The 19,162-nt window shown below is 52.1% G+C and carries 23 protein-coding genes; 13 read left to right on the forward strand and 10 right to left on the reverse strand.

Features of this window, described 5'->3' with window-relative positions; translation table 11 throughout:
- Positions 1-124: 124 nt before the first annotated feature.
- The 3 genes from H8730_RS12595 to H8730_RS12605 all read right to left on the reverse strand — a co-directional run bounded on the left by H8730_RS12595 (position 125) and on the right by H8730_RS12605 (position 3,069).
- A complete protein-coding gene (locus H8730_RS12595) occupies positions 125-343 on the reverse strand; it encodes a DUF1858 domain-containing protein (protein ID WP_177716407.1) in 219 nt (72 codons plus the stop codon).
- A 143-nt stretch (positions 344-486) separates the two neighbouring features.
- Entirely contained in the window at positions 487-2,316 is a 1,830-nt protein-coding gene (locus tag H8730_RS12600; RefSeq protein WP_177716409.1) for a hypothetical protein, read from the reverse strand.
- A gap of 18 nt (positions 2,317-2,334) precedes the next feature.
- Positions 2,335-3,069, reverse strand: a complete 735-nt coding sequence (locus H8730_RS12605; protein WP_177716411.1) for a GntR family transcriptional regulator — start codon at positions 3,067-3,069, stop codon at positions 2,335-2,337.
- Between the two features lie 248 nt (positions 3,070-3,317).
- Between H8730_RS12605 and pflB the strand changes: the two genes are divergently transcribed.
- The 13 genes from pflB to H8730_RS12665 all read left to right on the forward strand — a co-directional run bounded on the left by pflB (position 3,318) and on the right by H8730_RS12665 (position 9,929).
- On the forward strand, positions 3,318-5,546 hold the full coding sequence (gene pflB, locus H8730_RS12610; RefSeq protein ID WP_177716413.1) for a formate C-acetyltransferase: 2,229 nt from the start codon (positions 3,318-3,320) through the stop codon (positions 5,544-5,546).
- Positions 5,547-5,571: 25 nt separating this feature from the next.
- A complete protein-coding gene (gene pflA, locus H8730_RS12615) occupies positions 5,572-6,321 on the forward strand; it encodes a pyruvate formate-lyase-activating protein (RefSeq protein ID WP_177716414.1) in 750 nt (249 codons plus the stop codon).
- A 163-nt stretch (positions 6,322-6,484) separates the two neighbouring features.
- Positions 6,485-6,655 (forward strand): DUF362 domain-containing protein, encoded by a 171-nt coding sequence (locus H8730_RS12620; RefSeq protein WP_177716416.1) that lies wholly within the window; start codon positions 6,485-6,487, stop codon positions 6,653-6,655.
- An 11-nt stretch (positions 6,656-6,666) separates the two neighbouring features.
- Positions 6,667-6,897 (forward strand): hypothetical protein, encoded by a 231-nt coding sequence (locus H8730_RS12625; protein ID WP_249289881.1) that lies wholly within the window; start codon positions 6,667-6,669, stop codon positions 6,895-6,897.
- The gene (locus tag H8730_RS12630; RefSeq protein WP_249289882.1) at positions 6,879-7,196 is read left to right on the forward strand and encodes a hypothetical protein; all 318 of its coding nucleotides are present in this window, start codon (positions 6,879-6,881) and stop codon (positions 7,194-7,196) included. The genes H8730_RS12625 and H8730_RS12630 overlap by 19 nt, the downstream gene beginning before the upstream one ends.
- Positions 7,193-7,432: a hypothetical protein gene (locus H8730_RS12635; RefSeq protein ID WP_249289883.1), complete on the forward strand. Its 240-nt coding sequence runs from the start codon at positions 7,193-7,195 to the stop codon at positions 7,430-7,432. Before H8730_RS12630 ends, H8730_RS12635 begins: the two co-directional genes overlap by 4 nt.
- Positions 7,414-7,731 carry a hypothetical protein gene (locus H8730_RS12640; protein WP_249289884.1) on the forward strand — a complete coding sequence of 106 codons (318 nt, stop codon included), beginning with the start codon at positions 7,414-7,416 and terminating at the stop codon, positions 7,729-7,731. The genes H8730_RS12635 and H8730_RS12640 overlap by 19 nt, the downstream gene beginning before the upstream one ends.
- Before the next feature lie 3 nt (positions 7,732-7,734).
- Positions 7,735-7,860, forward strand: a complete 126-nt coding sequence (locus H8730_RS17700; protein ID WP_283243970.1) for a hypothetical protein — start codon at positions 7,735-7,737, stop codon at positions 7,858-7,860.
- Positions 7,842-8,159, forward strand: a complete 318-nt coding sequence (locus H8730_RS12645; protein WP_249289885.1) for a hypothetical protein — start codon at positions 7,842-7,844, stop codon at positions 8,157-8,159. Before H8730_RS17700 ends, H8730_RS12645 begins: the two co-directional genes overlap by 19 nt.
- A 3-nt stretch (positions 8,160-8,162) precedes the next feature.
- Positions 8,163-8,528 (forward strand): hypothetical protein, encoded by a 366-nt coding sequence (locus H8730_RS12650; protein ID WP_249289886.1) that lies wholly within the window; start codon positions 8,163-8,165, stop codon positions 8,526-8,528.
- Between the two features lie 169 nt (positions 8,529-8,697).
- A complete protein-coding gene (locus H8730_RS12655) occupies positions 8,698-9,039 on the forward strand; it encodes a hypothetical protein (RefSeq protein WP_249289887.1) in 342 nt (113 codons plus the stop codon).
- A gap of 87 nt (positions 9,040-9,126) precedes the next feature.
- Positions 9,127-9,708, forward strand: a complete 582-nt coding sequence (locus H8730_RS12660; RefSeq protein ID WP_177718839.1) for a hypothetical protein — start codon at positions 9,127-9,129, stop codon at positions 9,706-9,708.
- Between the two features lie 35 nt (positions 9,709-9,743).
- Complete coding sequence (locus H8730_RS12665; protein WP_177718842.1) at positions 9,744-9,929, forward strand: transposase; 186 nt, start codon at positions 9,744-9,746, stop codon at positions 9,927-9,929.
- Positions 9,930-10,084: 155 nt separating this feature from the next.
- On the opposite strand, the gene H8730_RS12670 is transcribed toward H8730_RS12665, so the two are convergent.
- The 7 genes from H8730_RS12670 to H8730_RS12700 form a co-directional block, all read right to left on the reverse strand.
- Complete coding sequence (locus H8730_RS12670; protein ID WP_177718844.1) at positions 10,085-11,884, reverse strand: ABC transporter ATP-binding protein; 1,800 nt, start codon at positions 11,882-11,884, stop codon at positions 10,085-10,087.
- Complete coding sequence (locus tag H8730_RS12675) at positions 11,881-13,719, reverse strand: ABC transporter ATP-binding protein (protein WP_177718846.1); 1,839 nt, start codon at positions 13,717-13,719, stop codon at positions 11,881-11,883. Before H8730_RS12675 ends, H8730_RS12670 begins: the two co-directional genes overlap by 4 nt.
- A 166-nt stretch (positions 13,720-13,885) precedes the next feature.
- Complete coding sequence (gene dnaB, locus H8730_RS12680; protein WP_177718848.1) at positions 13,886-15,220, reverse strand: replicative DNA helicase; 1,335 nt, start codon at positions 15,218-15,220, stop codon at positions 13,886-13,888.
- An 18-nt stretch (positions 15,221-15,238) separates the two neighbouring features.
- Positions 15,239-15,682: a 50S ribosomal protein L9 gene (rplI, locus tag H8730_RS12685; RefSeq protein ID WP_177718850.1), complete on the reverse strand. Its 444-nt coding sequence runs from the start codon at positions 15,680-15,682 to the stop codon at positions 15,239-15,241.
- Between the two features lie 38 nt (positions 15,683-15,720).
- Positions 15,721-17,754, reverse strand: coding sequence for a DHH family phosphoesterase (locus tag H8730_RS12690; RefSeq protein WP_177718852.1), 2,034 nt, complete (start codon positions 17,752-17,754; stop codon positions 15,721-15,723).
- A 172-nt stretch (positions 17,755-17,926) separates the two neighbouring features.
- Entirely contained in the window at positions 17,927-18,139 is a 213-nt protein-coding gene (locus H8730_RS12695) for a DUF951 domain-containing protein (protein WP_283243971.1), read from the reverse strand.
- Positions 18,140-18,145: 6 nt separating this feature from the next.
- On the reverse strand, positions 18,146-18,907 hold the full coding sequence (locus H8730_RS12700) for a gamma-glutamyl-gamma-aminobutyrate hydrolase family protein (protein ID WP_177718856.1): 762 nt from the start codon (positions 18,905-18,907) through the stop codon (positions 18,146-18,148).
- Positions 18,908-19,162 lie beyond the last annotated feature (255 nt).

Below are 19,162 nucleotides of genomic sequence, written 5' to 3' on the forward strand. Positions count from 1 at the left end.
TTTTTGTCGGGGTAAAATCCGTAAAATAAACGCCGCTATCACGACGTTTTTGACGCTGTCCCCTCTCGGGCAAGTCTAAAGAAAAGCCCTGCGCTCGACAATACGACCGCAAGGCTGTCTGACTTTATTTCGCTTCCTCTTTCTGAGCTAAATATTCGTTGATCTCGTTGATGACCTGATCCGCGTCCATTCCATGTACAAAACAAGCCTCTTCCAGGGTCTCGCCTCTCGCGGAAGGACAACCAACACAGTGCATTCCGCTTGCCATAAGAATCGGCACGATCGCCTCATCTATCGAAATGATATCATTGATAATCATATCCTTGGTGATCTGAGCAGCCATGATCTCAACCTCCTTACTGTACCAGACTCATGTTCCGGTTATATTATAATACATTTCGAGACATTTTACAACTATATTTTTAAAAATTAAAGCGGCTATGATTCCCCTTCGACTCCACAATCGTTGCTTGTGTCTAGAAGCATTTACCAACGACTTCTGGCGATGGTAGGATTTTTAACTAAATATTCGATTAAGATGTAGTCGCCTACCTGGTATCCCGATGTATTGCCTATGGGCGCTTTTCTGATCATCGCCTGGTAACGCCTGTTCTTCATATCCTGAAACGTCACAAGGATGTCGCTGTAGCTTGAGAATTGCTCATCATCGTAGCCATACTGTTTCAGCACGCGCGTCACGGTTGCGCTGGCAGCTGCCGTCTCCTCATGGTCAAACCGGCGCTTCAGCGTACTTGCCGCCCGATTCCTCGTGAGCAGGAACAGCACAAGGATGAGAACAAGAACAAAGATGACGATTCCTGCGATCACCGCCACAGAAACAAGCCACATGTCATTCTCCCACTCCTCCTGGGCATTCCAATTGGACAAAATGTCCTCCGAGGGGCTGGATCCGGCAGAAGTGACAATCTCCTCCGCTTCTTCCAGCTGTCGCGATGAAATGGCCCCCTCTAACTCTTCCGCCGATTTCCCAGAATCATAGATCATGACATGATCCGTGATATTATAGAAGAAGGTCACGTCCTCGCCATAGACCTCTTCCTCGTTTCGAATCAAGAGATACTGTGCATCATCTCCCCGAAAAAACTGTCCATCGAGAGCCGGTGACAGCAGAATCTCAGCTGTACCTTGCCACATTAGCGGAAAGCTCTCCTGGGAGATCGCCGCCAGCACCTCCCCGCTCCGACTCATAATGGTGATCGCATAGGGAAGTTCACCCAGCGCCGCTTGCGTCCCCTCAAAATCTTCGCTGGTCATGGTATCTTCCTCAGAAGGGGATGCCAACGCCATGCCACCGGTATCCCTGTGTAAAATCGCAGCCACATTGGAATCCTCAAACAATAGTTTCCCTTGAACAAACCGCATTTCGCTCACCGGCGCATACTTCGCCATAGGAAGCTCCCCTTGTGTCTCGTCTAGGGAAAGATCGTAGTACTCCAAGCGATCGCCCAGATAGTATTCCGGCCCCTCCCACAGATACAGCTGCTTCCCATAGATATCCAAAAATGGCCCGCTGAGAAAGAGATGCTGGTAGGAATCGGGATACAGCCGCAAGAGAGCTTCGTTCCACTCCTGGATGTAATCCTGATCCCAGTAAAATCCCTCCTCATCCTCCGTCCATCGCTGTCGGAGGATGGTTCCATCTTTCGGAAAAACCTCAAGGGATCCGATATACTTCGCATCCTCGTCCTGCAGGAATACTTCAATGTAATCCACGCTCCCCTGCCGGTACCGTGTAAACCCTGCAACATTCCCAATCATGGGTTCCTCCCCAATTTGGAACCCTTGCTTCCCGGAAAAGTCCTCCGCAACTCCGATTTCATACTCTTGCATGATAAACCGATTCCCACAGTATCCCATGATGTAAAAAACGCGGTTGCCCTTCCAATAGATATAATATGGCTGTTCCGCCGCAATCTGCAAGGATGCCCGCCAGCGGACAGTCAGGCTTTCTTTCTCTATGAAAACATAGTCCAGCGTATCCAGGACACTGCGATAAAAGAGGGTATATCCGTCACCCGTGTCAAATACGCGGGCGTCGCTCCAGTAGTCAGTCAAATGATAGAGCGGTGAGCCCTCCACAAGCCGCCCATCCTCCTGAAAAAAAGCAAGATAAAATTCATACTCCGCGTTGATTACGGACACACTATATCCGGGATCCTCCACCTGCGGCCGGCTATAGTAACTGTATTCCATATACACATCTGGACTCGCCTCATCCTCAAGGCCCCATGCAGCCGGCCCAGTCATTCCAACTATAAGCGTGACCGCCAAAAGCCAACACCATATTCTTTTCATATCTCCCTCCATGCTGCTCTATCGAAGCTCAAAATCGCGCCGGTATAGATCGACCCGATAGCGATAGACTTGCGACCTGTAATACGAGATCTCATAAAATAGCTTTCGCTCTCCCGCTCCAATGCTAATTCCCTCAACCCGGAGGAGAGCTTCCGGCTTTTCAAGCTCAAAAATTCGCATCTGCATCTGGTCTGAGATACAGGCTTCCATATCGCATCGGACCGTTTCCACTGTGGACTGATATTGGGTTTCCAACAGATTGTACAGAGAGCCTGATAAATCCTCAGTCTCAATTCCAGGAGCGTACATCGCCGGCAAATACACCGTCTCCAGCGCTGTCGGAATCTCGTCGGCAAAGCGCAATCTTTTGATTTTGACGAGAGGCATGCTGACAGGCACCTCTAATAATTGGCAGAGGCGGCTCATCTGGTGGACCCGCTCCACCTCCAAAACCTTAGTTTTCGCCTCATGGCCCGATTCGCGCAAGGTATCTGTAAAACTTTTCAAATTTTTCTGCTGAAAAGCGGGCGTGCTGACAAAGGTGCCTCTCCCTTGGACCTTATACAGATATCCCTCACCGACCAGCTCTTCAATCGCCTGCCTGAGTGTCATGCGGCTGACTCCATATTGAAGACTCAACTGGCGCTCAGGCTCAATCCGGCTACTTTTTTTGTATTCACCAGCTTCAATCTTTTGGAGAATATCCTCCTTAATCTTTAGATAAATAGGACCCTCTCCGCTCTTCCTTTCCATTGCCTCACCAGCTTTCTTTCTCCATTGTAACATTCTTCCCAAAAGCTTTCAATATTCTCTTCATTTTTTCGGCATGAAATTCTGAGGCAATTTATCAAAAAACCTTGACTTGTATACAGTATACGAATATAATATAGATGTACTTTAGGTAACAACTTTTTTCAAGTAATAATCATTCTCAATAGTGGCATGATTTATCTTTCGGCCCCGGTATGCAGACCATACCCAAATGTAAAGGAGGAATTCTAATGCGTCCTGAATGGACCGGTTTTACAGAAGGACACTGGACATCCACCATCGATGTCCGTAACTTTATACAGCGCAACTACACGCCCTATGAAGGTGATGATTCCTTTCTGGAGGGACCCACCAACCGCACGGAAGCACTGTGGGCGGATGTGCGCAAGCTTATGGACGAGGAGCACAAAAGAGGGATCTTAGATGCGGAAACAAAAATCCCCTCTTCCATCACATCCCACGGCCCCGGCTATCTCGATAAAGAAAAGGAACAGATTGTGGGCTTTCAGACAGATGCTCCGCTGAAGCGCGGCATAATGCCAAAGGGTGGCATCCGCATGGTGGAAAACGCGCTGAGCGCCTTTGGGTATGAATTAGATCCCAGCACAAAAACTATCTACACGGAATACCGCAAGACTCACAATGATGGCGTTTTCGACGCGTACACCGATGACATGCGCAAGGCCCGCCATTCTGGAATCATTACCGGTCTGCCCGACGCATACGGCCGCGGCCGTATCATTGGCGACTACCGCCGGGTGGCGCTGTACGGTGTGGATTTTCTTATCGAGCAGAAAAAGCAGGATAAGAAACTGATGGATCCCAACTATATGGACTCTCCGGTTATCCGGCAGCGGGAAGAGATATCCGAACAAATTCGCGCTCTTGCCGAACTCAAAGAGATGGCCGCCTCCTATGGATTTGATATCAGCCGTCCTGCCGCCAACGCGAAGGAAGCCATTCAGTGGACATACTTTGCGTACCTGGGCGCCATCAAGGAGCAGGACGGAGCTGCCATGAGCCTTGGCCGCGTCTCGACTTTCCTGGACATCTATATCCAGCGCGACCTGGAGGCAGGTGTTCTAACAGAGGTGGAGGCACAGGAGCTCATGGATCACTTTGTCATGAAGCTTCGCATGGTCCGTTTTCTCAGAACTCCCTCCTACAATGAACTTTTTTCCGGGGATCCCACCTGGGTCACAGAATCCATCGGTGGTATGGGACTGGACTGCCGGACGCTCGTGACAAAAAATAGCTTCCGTATCCTTCACACCCTGTACAACTTAGGGCCCGCTCCGGAGCCAAATTTGACAGTCTTGTGGTCCGAGCATCTTCCCGATGGATTTAAGCAGTTCTGCGCTAAAGTTTCCGTTGATACTAGCTCCATTCAGTATGAAAATGATGACCTAATGCGGGAATATTGGGGCGATGATTATGGGATCGCCTGCTGTGTGTCCGCCATGCGCATCGGGAAACAGATGCAGTTCTTTGGCGCTCGCGCCAACCTGGCAAAGGCACTCCTGTATGCCATCAACGGCGGCAAGGATGAAAAATCAGGCGATCAAGTCGGCCCCTTGTTTGCACCCATTACGGGGGATTATCTGGACTACGATCAGGTGATGGACCGGTTTGACCAAATCTTGGATTGGCTTTCAAACCTGTATATCAATACGCTAAATATCATCCACTATATGCATGACAAGTATTGTTATGAGCGGCTACAGATGGCCCTACACGACAATGATATCCTGCGGACCTCCGCCTGTGGTATTGCCGGCTTATCCGTCGTCGCGGATTCACTTTCCGCTATTAAATATGCCAAAGTGAAAGTCATCCGCAATGAGGCCGGCTTGGCGGTGGACTATGATGTGGAGGGCGAGTATCCGGCCTTCGGCAACAATGATGATCGGGTGGATTCCATTGCCTGCGACATTGTGGAGCGCTTCATGAATAAACTGCGCAAACACAAGACGTACCGGGAGTCCATCCCCACGCTGTCCATCTTGACCATTACTTCCAATGTAGTCTATGGCAAGAAGACCGGCTGCACCCCAGATGGTCGAAAGGCCGGAGAACCCTTCGCTCCCGGCGCAAATCCCATGCACGGGCGGGATAAAAATGGAGCTATCGCTTCCATGTCCTCTGTGGCAAAGCTGCCCTATGAGCACTCTCAGGATGGGATATCCTATACGTTTTCCATCGTCCCTGGCGCTCTCGGAAAGTCGAAACAGGAGCGGATCCAAAATCTGTGCGGTCTGCTGGACGGTTATTTCCACGACGAAGGGCATCACATCAACGTCAATGTTTTTGATCGGGAGACCCTTATCGACGCGATGGACCACCCAGAAAAATATCCCCAGCTGACCATCCGTGTCTCCGGATACGCGGTCAATTTCATTAAGCTCACCCGCGAACAGCAGTTGGACGTCATTCACCGCACATTCCACGAACACGCGTAAACACTCGGAAAGGGGATCTACAGACATGCCTGATTCTACCATACAGGGATATATCCACTCCACCGAATCCTGCGGCACCGTCGATGGGCCTGGAATCCGCTATGTTATTTTCATGCAGGGCTGTCCCCTGCGCTGCCAATATTGTCACAATCCTGACACCTGGAAACTCCAGGATGGCAGGATTGTGACCGCCGGCCAGCTTGTCTCAGAGGCGGGAAAATATAAGTCTTATATGCGTTTTTCTGGCGGCGGCGTCACCGTCAGCGGCGGCGAACCTCTGCTACAGTCTGAATTTGTTCAGACATTCTTTCGCCTCTGCCATGAGGAGGGGATCTCCACTGCGCTGGATACTGCCGGCAGTGTTCCTCTGGACCGTTGCCGCGCTGTCCTGGAGCATACAGATCTTGTATTGCTGGACATCAAGCATATGGATCCGGACCGCTATCGCGATCTTACAGCGGGAGCCTTAGCGCCTACGCTGGAATTTGCCCGCTATCTCCAAGAGCAGAAGATCCCCACATGGATTCGGTATGTGCTGGTTCCCGGGCTGACGGACCAGGAAGAGGGACTCCACCGCTTAGGCGCCTTTCTCCAGCCCATGGAAAATATTCAGCGCGTGGATCTGCTTCCCTTCCACAAGCTAGGGGAATATAAATGGAAGACACTTCAGTACCCCTATACCCTATGGGAAACACCAGAGCCTACCAAGGCGCAGATTGCCGAAGCTGCCGCTATCCTGCGGCAGTATGGGGTACCGCTCCAGTCTCCGTCCTAAACGATGTCTGTTGCATTGATAAATACGCAGCTTCTACCATATAAAAATTCATAAAAAATTCCCTTGCGCAAATCGGGGGAATACGGTAGAATAAGACTGTGTTATTTATAAAGGAATTCATCACACGGTGAATATCAATACTTATATAGGAGGTGCTATTGCCATGGCATACGTAATTAGCGATGATTGCATCAGCTGCGGCGCTTGTGAGGCTGAATGTCCCGTCAGCGCCATCTCGGAGGGTGACGGCAAGTACGTAATTGACGCTGAAACCTGCATCGAGTGCGGCGCTTGCGCCGGTGTCTGTCCTGTTGGCGCTCCTTCAGCAGAATAAAAGTTCGCAGAATGCGAACTTTGGAAGAGCCTTCGGTTCTTCGCACAAGTCCGCCTCACGGCGGACTTTTCTATTGGGATAACACAGGGGGCTGTCTATTTCCCGACAGCCCCCTTTTGTACGCCGGCGTGGCGAAGAACGACAGCGGCCAGCAGGCACACGGAGGCAAATTGCCCACCGGCATCGTCGAGACGATCTTGCCGGCGGAGAGACACATCGAAAAATGCACGCCGGCAAGATGAAGAACGACAGCGGCCAGCGGGCACACGGAGGCATATTCCCTGCCGCCAGTTTCGAAACGATCTTGCCGGCGGAGAAACAGAATAATAAATGCACGCCGGCGTGGCGAAGAACGACAGCGGCCAGCGGGCATACGGAGACTAATTCCACGCCGTCACAGTCGAAACGATCTTGCCGGCGGAGAAACAGAACGATAAATGCACGCCGGCGTGGCGAAGAACGCCACCGGCCAGCGGGCACACGAAGACATATTCTCCGCCGCCACCGGCGAAACGACCGAGCTGGCAGGGAAACGGGATGAAAAATGCACGCCGGCAAGGTGAAGAACGCCACCGGCCAGCGGGCACACGGAGGCTAATTCCACGCCGTCACAGTCGAAACGATCTTGCCGGCGGAGATACAGAACGAAAAATGCACGCTGGCGAGGTGAAGAACGCCAGTGGCCAGCGGGCACACGAAGACATATTCTCCGCCGCCACCGGCGAAACGATCTTGCCGGCGGAGATACAGAATGATAAATGCACGCCGGCGAGGTGAAGAACGACACCGGCCAGCGGGCACACGGAGACATATTCCACGCCGCCACCGTCGAAACGATCTTGCCAGCGGAAAAACAGAATGATAAATGCACGCCGGCGTGGCTAAAAACGACAGCGGCCAGCGGGCATACGGAAACATATTCCACGCCGCCAATTTCGAGACGATCTTGCCGGCAGAGAAACAGAACGAAAAATGCACGCCGGCGTGGCGAAGAACGACAGCCGCCAGCGGGCACACGGAGACATATTCCACGCCATCACAGTCGAAACGATCTTGCCGGCGGAGAAACAGAATGATAAATGCACGCCGGCGTGGCGAAGAACGACAGCCGCCAGCGGGCATACGGAGACATATTCCACGCCATCACAGTCGAAACGATTTTGCCGGCGGAAAAACAGAATGATAAATGCACGCCGGCGAGGTAAAGAACGACACCGTCCAGCGGGCACACGAAGACATATTCTCCGCCGCCACCGTCGAAACGACCGAGCCGGCAGAGAAACGGGATCAAAAATGCACGCCGGCAAGGCGAAGAACGACACCGTCCAGCGGGCACACAGAGGCTAATTCCCTGCCTCCAGCGGCGAAACGATCTTGCCGGCGGAGATACAGAATGATAAATGCACGCCGGCGTGGCGAAGAACGACACCGGCCAGCGGGCACACGGAGGCTAATTCCACGCCGCCAGCGGCGAGACGATCTTGCCGGCGGAGATACAGAATGATAAATGCACGCCGGCGTGGCTAAGAACGACAGCCGCCAGCGGGCACACGGAAACATATTCTCCGCCGCCACCGGCGAAACGATCTTGCCGGCGGAGATACAGAATGATAAATGCACGCCGGCGTGGCGAAGAACGACAGCCGCCAGCGGGCACACGGAAACATATTCTCCGCCGCCACCGGCGAAACGATCTTGCCGGCGGAGATACAGAACGAAAAATGCACGCCGGCGAGATGAAGAACGACACCGGCCAGCGGGCATAAGGAGACATATTCCACACCGCCACCGGCGAAACGATCTTGCCGGCGGAGATACAGAACGAAAAATGCACGCCGGCAAGGCTAAGAACGACACTGGCCAGCGGGCATAATGAGACATATTCCACGCCGCCAATTTCGAAACGATCTTGCCGGCGGAGAAACAGAATGATAAATGCACGCCGGCGTGGCGAAGAACGACACCGGCCAGCGGGCACACGGAGGCTAATTCCACGCCGCCAGCGGCGAGACGATCTTGCCGGCGGAGATACAGAACGATAAATGCACGCCGGCGTGGCGAAGAACGACACCGGCCAGCGGGCACACGAAGACATATTCTCCGCCGCCACCGTCGAAACGACCGAGCCGGCAGGGAAACGGGATGAAAAATGCACGCCGGCAAGGCTAAGAACGACACTGGCCAGCGGGCATAATGAGACATATTCCACGCCGTCACAAGTCGAAACGATCTTGCCGGCGGAGAAACAGAATAATAAATGCACGCCGGCGTGGCGAAGAACGACACCGGCCAGCGGGCACACGGAGGCTAATTCCACGCCGCCAGCGGCGAGGCGATCTTGCCGGCGGAGAAACAAAACGAAAAATGCACGCCGGCAAGGCTAAGAACGACACCGGCCAGCGGGCATACGGAGACATATTCCACGCCGCCAATTTCGAAACGATCTTGCCGGCGGAGAAACAGAACGATAAATGCACGCCGGCAAGGCTAAGAACGACACCGGCCAGCGGGCACACGGAGACATATTCCACACCGCCACCGTCGAAACGATCTTGCCAGCGGAAAAACAGAACGATAAATGCACGCCGGCAAGGCTAAGAACGACACCGGCCAGCGGGCACACGGAGGCTAATTCCCTGCCGCCAGCGGCGAGACGATCTTGCCGGCGGAGAATCGGGAAGAAAAATGCACGCCGGCGGGCAGTCTTCCAATATATAATATATTGTGGGGAAGACCGGACGGATACCAAAACCTTTATCCCATTTCTGGAAAAGCTGTGTCAGAAATACCCTGTAAACCGGGTCATGGCAGATTCCGGCTATGAGAGTGAGGAGAACTACCACTATGTAGATGGAAGGGAGCAGCTCTCCCTGTTTGTAAAGCCTTCCAACCGTGAGCAGAAAAAGAAGCGCAAGTATAAAAGTGACATTGGCCGCAGGGAAAATATGGCCTATGACGAGGAGAAAGATATCTATACATGTGCACAGGGGCAGAAACTACAGACTGTGGCTGTGAAAATCGGAAGTCAGAGACGGGCTATGTCTAGGATGTGACGGTATATGAATGCGCCAACTGCAAGGAGTGTCCGGTGAAGGAGAAGTGCATCCGGCAGCGGGAAGTCATAGAGCAAAAGATATCCATAGAGGAAGGGATTCTGCTCCGAGTCAACCGTTCCATCCAGTCGGAGGGTGTATTTGCCATGATCAAAGAGGACATGAACTTCCGGCGGTTTCTGATACGGGGAATTCCAATGTCATGGTTGGATGGTATCTAGTGAGCATGGCCTACAACCTTCTGAAGCTGCATCATAAAATACAAACAGGCCAGTTGGGAACGCACCTGGTTGTCCCATTTTTCCCAGCCTCATGCAAATAAAGAGGGCTGTCCCTCATGATTTCGCAAAATCATTTTGAGACAGCCCCTTTTCCTTTAGGCCAACAATTCATTTTCATACTGTCGAAGATTCAGGCGATAGTAGTACCCTCGAGCTGCCATCAGTTCCTCATGGGTTCCATCTTCCACCACTGCCCCGTGATCAACCACCAGGATGCGGTCAGCACCTCGCGCCGTCGATAATCGGTGGGCAATGATAAAGGTGGTCCGTCCCTCAATGAGCGCCTCCGTCGCTTTGCTGATCAGTACTTCCGTCTCACTGTCCACACTGGCTGTGGCCTCGTCCAATACGAGAATCGACGGGTCAACTAGCAGCGCGCGGGCAAAGGACACGAGCTGCCGCTCGCCGGTGGATAATAGGCTCCCCCCTTCCCCTACATCCGTTTGATACCCCTCCGCCAACCTTGAAATGAAGGCATCCGCATACACCATTCGCGCCGCCGCTTTCACCTCCTCATCGGTGGCGTCCAGCCGGCCATACCGAATATTTTCTAGAATCGAACCCGAAAATAAATGTGGTGATTGGAGCACATAGCCCAGGTTTTTGTATATATACCGGAGAGGCAGGTTTCGATAATCCTGGCCATCCAGGAGAATTCGGCCTTCTGTCGGCTCATAGAACCGGCAGGCCAGATTGACAAGGGTTGTCTTTCCCGCCCCGGTCTCCCCGACGAGGGCAATGGTCTCCCCCGGGCGGATGGTCAGGTTGAGGCCGCGAAAAACAGTTTGACCGTCCTCATAGGAGAAATGTACATTTTCAAAGGTAATGCCGCCATGTAGCTTAGGCAGATGCGCTATGGCCGCCTCGTCGGGATACTGTGCCTTAACCTCCGGGGTATCATCCACCCGGACCGGCTGATCCAGCAAGGAAAAAAAGCGCTCCATGGCCGCTTTGCAGTTCTGGTATCGCTCCCCCACAGCTGACAGGCTGACAATATTGTTGTAAAGTGCAGTGGCATAGGAGATAAAGGCCGCAAGGGTACCCACGCTCATACTGTAGTCAAGGCAGAGGGAAGTGCCAAGGGTAACCACAATGCCCATGGTGAGACATCCCATAAAGTAGATTGCCTGTGCGTACGCGGAATTAACTCGGATCAGCGACATGGACACCTTTTTGACCTGTGTGGATTGTTCATGAAACTCTTCTGTCAGCCGGTCCTCCAAATTCAAACATTTAATATTTTTAGCTCCGGTGACAGTCTCAGAGAAAAAAGCCGTCATATCGGAGCCCTGCCGCCGCGTTTCCCGCTGGCGTTTGATCATCAATATGCTAAAAAACTTGATGAGGAGCAGGATGAGCGGTATGGTGGCCATGATAATCAGCCCCATGCGCCAATCAAGCGCAAGCATGACCACGGCAAAGAACACAAGGCGAAACACACAGCTTCCGCGCTGATGCACAAATTTTGTGGGAAAAAATGCTATGATGTCCACATCCCGCATAAATCGTTCGATAATCCATCCTGAGCGCGCCGTATCATAGTAATCCAGCGAGAGACATTCCAATTTACCAAATAGATCCCGCCGCAGCGCGTTGAGTAAATAGCCCCAGCTTCGAGCCCAGGATTTCAGGCCCAGGGAGACAAACACGGTGGACAGCGCGATAAGGGCAATGTAAATGCCTACATATTCCCAGATTCCTTCAAGGGAACCCGTCTCCGCAAATCGGTCAATCCCCTCCCTTAGCATGATGGGAAAAATCGTATCCAACGCTGCCAGCACCGCAAGGACAAAAATGCCGAAGGCGAGTTCTCTGCGATATGGTTTGAGGTATGACAGCAGCCGGTTCAGCATCCTGCGCCCGTCCCGCTGGATCTGCGTATCCGTCTTCTTCATGCCAGTCCCCCCTCCTGATGAGCCTTCTCCACATCCTCCAGCACCATATCCCTGTCTGCGGACTGAATTTCCATAATTCGCCGGTACAGCCCCTCCCTCGATGCCAGTTCTCTGTGCGTCCCCCATGCTGTGATTTCGCCGTCCTCCAGCACAAAGATACGGTCACAAGTCGCTAAGCTGTTGATGCGGTGGGAGATCACAAAGACGGTCTTGTTCGCTGCCGCCCTCTTGAGAGCCCACCGGATTCGCTTGTCGGTATCAGCATCCACAGCGGACAGGGAATCGTCCAGTATGAGAATCGGACAATCTCGAATCAGCGTCTGTGCAATGGCGATCCGTTGCCGTTGTCCCCCCGACACCGTCATCCCTCTCTCACCAACCACCGTTCCATATCCGTCGCGAAATGCCTGAATATCTTGGTCAACGGACGCCATCTCCGCCGCAGCGCGGATCTCGTCTTCCGTCGCATCCGGCTGTGCCATTGCAATATTGTCCGCCACCGTTCGCGAAAACAAGAAGGGCTCCTGCACCACAAAGCCCACGTTATTCCGCATATACTGGCGGGAGATTGTGCTAAGGTCATGTCCATCGACTGTAATGCGCCCCGATGTGGGATCATACAGGCGGACTAAGAGTTGCATTAGCGTCGATTTCCCTGAACCAGCCTTTCCCAGGATTCCGATTGTCTCTCCGGGCGCCACATGCAGGTTTATATTTCGCAGAATCTGCCGCTCCCCATAGGAAAAGGATACATTCTCAAAGCCGATGTCTCCCTGGAGGGCTTTCTCAAAGTCTTCGCCATCCGGCATTTCCTGCTCCTCGCCAAGGATGTCATCGAGCCGCCCCAGCGCCACCTGCGCCATTGCGATGGAGATTAGGATGTATCCAAAATATCGGAACTGGTTGATCGTCGCTGTTGAGTAGGAGATAAAGGCGACCACAGTCCCAACGGAGGTCAAGCCGCCTGCAACGCGAAAAATCCCGACAATGATCACCAGAGCTGTCTGCCCTAGAATCAGGGTGAGATAAAAGGGCCAGTAGTATGCGGACGCGTATTCTGTGTCACGGACGCTGTCACCCAGACTCTGATTGAGCTTCTGAAAACGCGAATTTTCGTACGCTTGCCGGCCAAAGGCTTTGATCACTCGGATTCCCTGGACATAGGTGTGCATAAAGCTCGCTAGATCGTCACCGCAGCTCTTATTTTTTTCAAAGGCCCTAGCCATGACGCCCTTTGTTATCGACGTCAGAATAATCATGAATGGCACCAGGGCCACCGATACCACGGTTAAGACCGGGTCAATGGCAATCATGATTGCCAGATTGACGGCGATGGTAATCACTGCGCCGATGATGGACATCAAATCCTCCGATAGAAGGGATTGAATTTCACCGATGTCGGAGGAACAGCGCTGCAAAATATCACCCGAAGGCGTCCGCACAAAATAATCATAGGGAAGGCGGACAAGATGGGTGTAAATGCTTTCGCGAGTATTCTTCGCCACGCTCTCCCCCACGTCCCCTGCCGTCACATCATACATATACTGAAATAGCATGTACAACCCCCCTGCGGCTACAATTCCTATGAGAGCTAGCCACAGATTTTGGCGCAGCATTTCCGTACCGCCAGCTGACTCGAACCACGGAAGAACAACGGCTGGAAGCCCTGGCGACATGCCGCCAACCACCGAGTCGATAAACAGACGGATGACCTGTGGGCCGATGAGGGCCGCGAAGCTGGCTGCGAATAAAAACAGGAGAGCAAGCAAAAATTTAAACCGATGTCCTCTGGTAAGCCGCCATAGAAAAGACAGCTTCGACTGTTCCTTTGCCATGATTGGACCTTCCTTTCATCTTGTAGATTTCAGGAGTATCGTGATTGAGCAGTTGCGTCCTCGCAAACTTTGCAAGAACCTTTGGTTCTTCGAATCAGGTCCGCCTTTCGGCGGACTTTTGGGATAAGAAAGCAGGAACTGTTCCCAGACAGACTTCCTGCTTTTCTTAAAATTGCAAATTTGCAAACTTTGTATATTGTCCAAGCCACGCCAGCTTCACAGTTCCCGTCGGGCCGTTTCGCTGCTTAGCGATGATGATTTCCGCGATATTCTTATCCTCTGTTTCCGGATGATAGTACTCATCCCGGTACAGAAACATGACGACATCCGCGTCCTGCTCAATGGCACCTGATTCACGCAGATCCGACAGCATGGGGCGGTGATCGGCTCTGGCCTCCAAGGCCCGACTCAGCTGGGACAGCGCAACCACCGGAGCCTGCATCTCCCTGGCCAGCGCTTTTAACCCCCGGGAAATATCCGAAATCTCCTGCTGCCGGTTGTCCCCATTTCGTCCGCTTCCGCTCATGAGCTGAAGATAATCGATCATAATGAGGTCTAACCCCTTGTCCAACTTAAGCTTTCTGCATTTGGAGCGCATCTCCGCCAAGGTGATGCCCGGCGTGTCATCGATATAGATCGGCGCCTCCGACAGCGGTGCCAGCGCCATGGCTAGCTTCTCCCAATCCGAATCCTCCAGCTTTCCGGAGCGAAGCTTCTCCGACTCCACGCCCGCCTCACAGGACAGCATTCGGTTGACTAGCTGCTTCTTTGACATTTCCAGGCTGAAAATGGCACTGCATTTATGCTTCCGAACCGCCGCATGCTGCACAACATTCAGCGCGAAAGCTGTCTTTCCCATGGAGGGCCTTGCGCCTACCAGTACAAGGTCCGATGGCTGTAAACCCGAGGTCCGATAATCCAGATCCACAAATCCGGTGGGGATACCGGTAATCTCACCTTCGCTCTTTGCAATCCGCTCGATATCGTCAAAGGTCTCCAGCAGCACGTCCCGAATGTGGGAAAAGTCCTCGTTGCCTTTATTCTGAAGAATGCGGAATACTTTCTGCTCCACCTCCTCAGATAGGACATCGATGGGAGTCTCCGTGCTGTATCCCTCGGCCATGACTTGATTGCCAAGCTGAATAAACTTCCGGTAGAGGGATTTGTCCTTTACAATCTGCACATAGTTTTTAATATGGACCGAATTGGGTACGGCGGCGGCAATCTGACTCAAGTACTTCATATCGCCGGCGGCCTCCAGCTTTCCCTTTTGTTCCAGCTGGTTTTTCAGAGTGACCAGATCCACTGCGCGGTTCTCATGATATAGATCCACCATGGCTCCAAAAATCTCGCCATGGCGCAAATTATAAAAATCCTCTTGCGATAGGTTTTCAACCGCCACGTTGACTGCGTCCCGGTCCATGAGCATAGAGCCCAGCACCGATTGTTCCGCCTCTTCGCTGTGGGGTGGAACTCTCGGCGTTAGATTCTCATCTGCCATTGTATCTCTCCCGCAACTTTACGCTTCTTCAATGCGGACCGTGAGGTTGGCTGCCGCATTGGCATGAAGCTTTACTTCTACACTGTAATTGCCTATGGCCTTGATGGGGTCCTTCACAAAGATCTTTTTCTTATCCACATTGAGATCCATTTTGAGCAGCGCTTCCGCGATGTCTTTGGATGTGATGGAGCCAAACAGACGCCCGCCCTCGCCGGATTTCGTCTTGATGACAACAACCGTCTTGCTGAGAGTCTCCGCCAACGCCTTTGCCTCCTCGGCTTCCCGCTCTTTTTTTCTGGCTTCGCTCTCCTTTTTGATAGACCATTCGTTGATAACCTCTTTCGTCGCTTCTTTCCCCAATTTTTTCGGTATAATATAATTCTTGGCGTAACCATCGCTCACTTCCATGATTTCGCCTTTTTTCCCAAGTTTCTTTACATCTTCCAGCAATAAAATTTTCATCGTGTTTACCCCTTTCTGTCCTGCACGGCAGACCGCCGTTACTCTCTGTCCGATCCGCGCGTAAATTCTTCTATGGCCTCGCGAAGTTTGGCTGTTGCCTCCTCCAAAGATACGCCTTTCAGCTGCGCGCCAGCCACCGTGAGATGCCCACCGCCGCTCAGCTTCTCCATGATGAGCTGCACATTGATGTCCCCAAGGGATCTGGCACTAATATTGACCTGTTCAGGAGTCTTCGTCAATACGAAGGAAGCACGGATTCCCGCAATATCCAGCAGTTCATCGGCAGCCTGCGCTGCCACCGCATTGGCGTTGTCCATCCCGCTAACCCACTCTGCAATCGCCATGGTATCATATACGATCTTTGCGCTGGCCACAATCTGTGCTTTGGCCTTGTACTCCTCCATATCATTCTTAAACATTTTCCGAACTCGGATTGAGTCTGCGCCGTTGCGCCGCAAGAAGGCGGCGGCCTCAAAGGTCCTGACTCCCGTTTTAATGGTAAAATTTTTCGTGTCCAGGGCGATCCCCGCAAAGAGTCCGTCCGCCTCCACCGGTTTTAGCTTAATCCGCTCCGTAAGGTATTGTAGTACCTCTGTCACCATCTCGCTGGCGGAGGATGCATACGGCTCCACATAGGACACAACAGCCTTTCCTACATTTTCAACACTGGTCCGGTGATGATCGATAACCGCCACATTCTTGATGATCTCCACAAGCCGGCTGCTCTCACAGATCGATGGCCGGTTGACGTCGACTAAAATTAATAGCGTATTCTCATCGGTATAGTCAAGGGCCTGCTCTTCATCAATGATGATATCGGCATAATCCCGTTCCTCCACCACCCTGCGGTATAGATCCATGACCGCTGGGTGAGGGCCACCCATGATAATATGGGCCGGCTTATTGAGCGCGGTCACTCCCCGATAAATTCCCAGCGCAGACCCAAAGCAGTCCAGGTCTGGATTTTTATGCCCCATGATAAAAACACGGTCCGACTCGACAATGAGTTCCTTGAGGGCATAGGCGATCAAGCGCGCTCGCACTCTCGTGTTCTTTTCTACGCCGCTGGTGCGGCCTCCATAGAAAATATACCGCTCTTCATTCTTGATCACCGCCTGATCGCCGCCGCGGCCGAGGGCCAAATCCACTGCAGCCCTGGCGTACTCCTGGGATTGCTCCAGTTTTTCATCGATTCCGACGCCGATGCTGAGAGTTACCGGCAATTTATTTCCAATATTGAGCTTTCGAACCTCTTCCAGAATTTTAAATTTTCCCTCTTCAATTTTGAGCAGCGCTTTATGCGGAAAGATCAAAAAGAATCGATCTTTCTCGAGGCGCGTCAAGATGCCGCCCAATTCCGCCGCCATGTCGTTGAGCCGACGGTAAATCATGGCCTCCAATAAGGGCCTGCGGCCTTCCTCCATGCTGCTGAATACAAGGTCATAATTGTCGATATAGATCAGCGCGACAACTGTCTGCCGGTCCAGATTTTCCTGTTCCAGCTCCACCTCGCGGGTGATATCAATCAGGCTTATAGTATAAAACTGCTTTACGTGCTCATCCAGCCCGTCTTTCTCCTCCGCCTGCTCGTCATCCTCAATTTGAACCCGGTTCAGCCGCAGGAAATAGTAGCGGCCATTATAGGTAATTTCCTTCTCTTCCAGCTCCCTGCCGTCCTTCTGTAGCTTTATTCCCCCTAAGAGCTCCTCAATGCTCTTTTCCTCCAGGTCATCAACGTCCGCAAAAAGTTTCTTGAACTCCTGATTATACCATAAGACTGTCCGTTCCAGCGTGAGGATCGCATAGGGATAATCCCATTGATTCATATACTGTTCGTGGATCGTTCCAATTTGGACCGCATTCCACAGAATCCGTTCGCTCACGGTCGTCCGCAGAACCATAATCACATAGAACGCCGCGATTGCCGTCACAACGACAAGACATGCGGAGATGATGCCCTCTGTGTTGTTTCCGCTGGCAAAGAACATGGCAGTCGTGGCAGTCAAAATAAGCAATACAAAATACAGAAGGATGAAATAAATATTCAGGCCCTTTGCAACGGATCGTTTCATGCACATCCCTCCCCAATTTTCCCACAGATAAATACTCTCGTAAACCGCGGTTTGTTCGCTTCGCTCACTGCGCGGCCGGCGCTTATAATCGCTAACGCGATTATTATACCATAGTTTTCTCCCATAGCCAATAGAAACCCATCATTTCCCGCAGTTTGCACTTCTGTAGTTTTTACTGCTTATTGGGATTTATCTCCGTATCGCCCCGCAAAATCCGCCGAATCTTTTTCTCCAATTTTTCTCTGGGAATCATAACCTCATGACCGCAGACTGTGCAGCGCAGCCGGAAATCAATCCCTGTGCGGAGCACTCGCCACTGGTAGCTGCCACAGGGGTGGGGCTTTTTGAGTTTTACAATATCATTTAGCTGAATGTCCACGCTCATCTCTCCTTATCTTGTGGTGCTACATGTGTCTATAAATACTTGAAATAACCGCCTTTGAATGGGATCATGCAGCATTCGTTCTGGATGCCACTGGACCCCGATCCAAAACCTCAGATCGCACATCTCGATCGCTTCCACCGCCAGATCTTCCGCTCTCCCGCTAACCCTGTACCGATCTTCCCGGCTCTCCCGGACAGCCTGATGATGGCTCGAATTGACTCGAATCTGGCTCTCCCCCAATATTTCCGCTAACCGGCTCCCCTCCTCCACCCTGACAGAGTGAATCGGATACCAGTTCGGCGCTTTCCCCTTATGCTGGACGCGCAATCCGTCTAGCATGGCTAAATCCTGCCAGATGCCTCCTCCGCAGGCCACCGCCATCACCTGAATACCACGGCATATGCCAAGACAGGGGATATCGCGCGCCATAGCTTCTCTCGCCAAATTCAGCTCATACCGGTCGCGTATGGGATTGATCTCTCCATTTTCTTGCCGCGTCTTCTCACGGTAAAACATAGGATCTATGTCCTCTCCCCCGCTGAAAAGGATTCCGTCCAATACCTCCCATAAGGTATTGTCCACTGTATAGTCTTCCAGCAGTTGCTCTGCACCGCCGGACCATTGCACCGGACGGCCAGCTGGCGCAAAGATGCCTACAGGGATTCCTCCACACTCGACGACCGCTTTCTCATATTCTTCTCTCAGATAATACCGGTTCTCCTGCATATCATAATCCGTCGTAATCCCAATCACCGGTTTTGCCCTCATATAGCCTCCACGCCGTACGGATACGGCTACCCATTTTTCTTATTATACGGCATTTCTTAAGAAAAATCAACTATGTAGACGCAACCCATCCATGAAATACGCAAAAAAACCAGAGCCATCCAAATGATCAGCCCCTTGTCAAGTAGACAAGCGAAATATCTAAAATAAGATTATAGGCATCCGCCATATCTGTGTTCAGATATGGCGGATATTTATGTTATACACACCATTTGGCCTTATAGGCTTCTATCCGCT

Source organism: Bianquea renquensis (genome assembly GCF_014384895.1).
GTDB classification, from domain to species: Bacteria; Bacillota; Clostridia; order Lachnospirales; family Bianqueaceae; genus Bianquea; species Bianquea renquensis.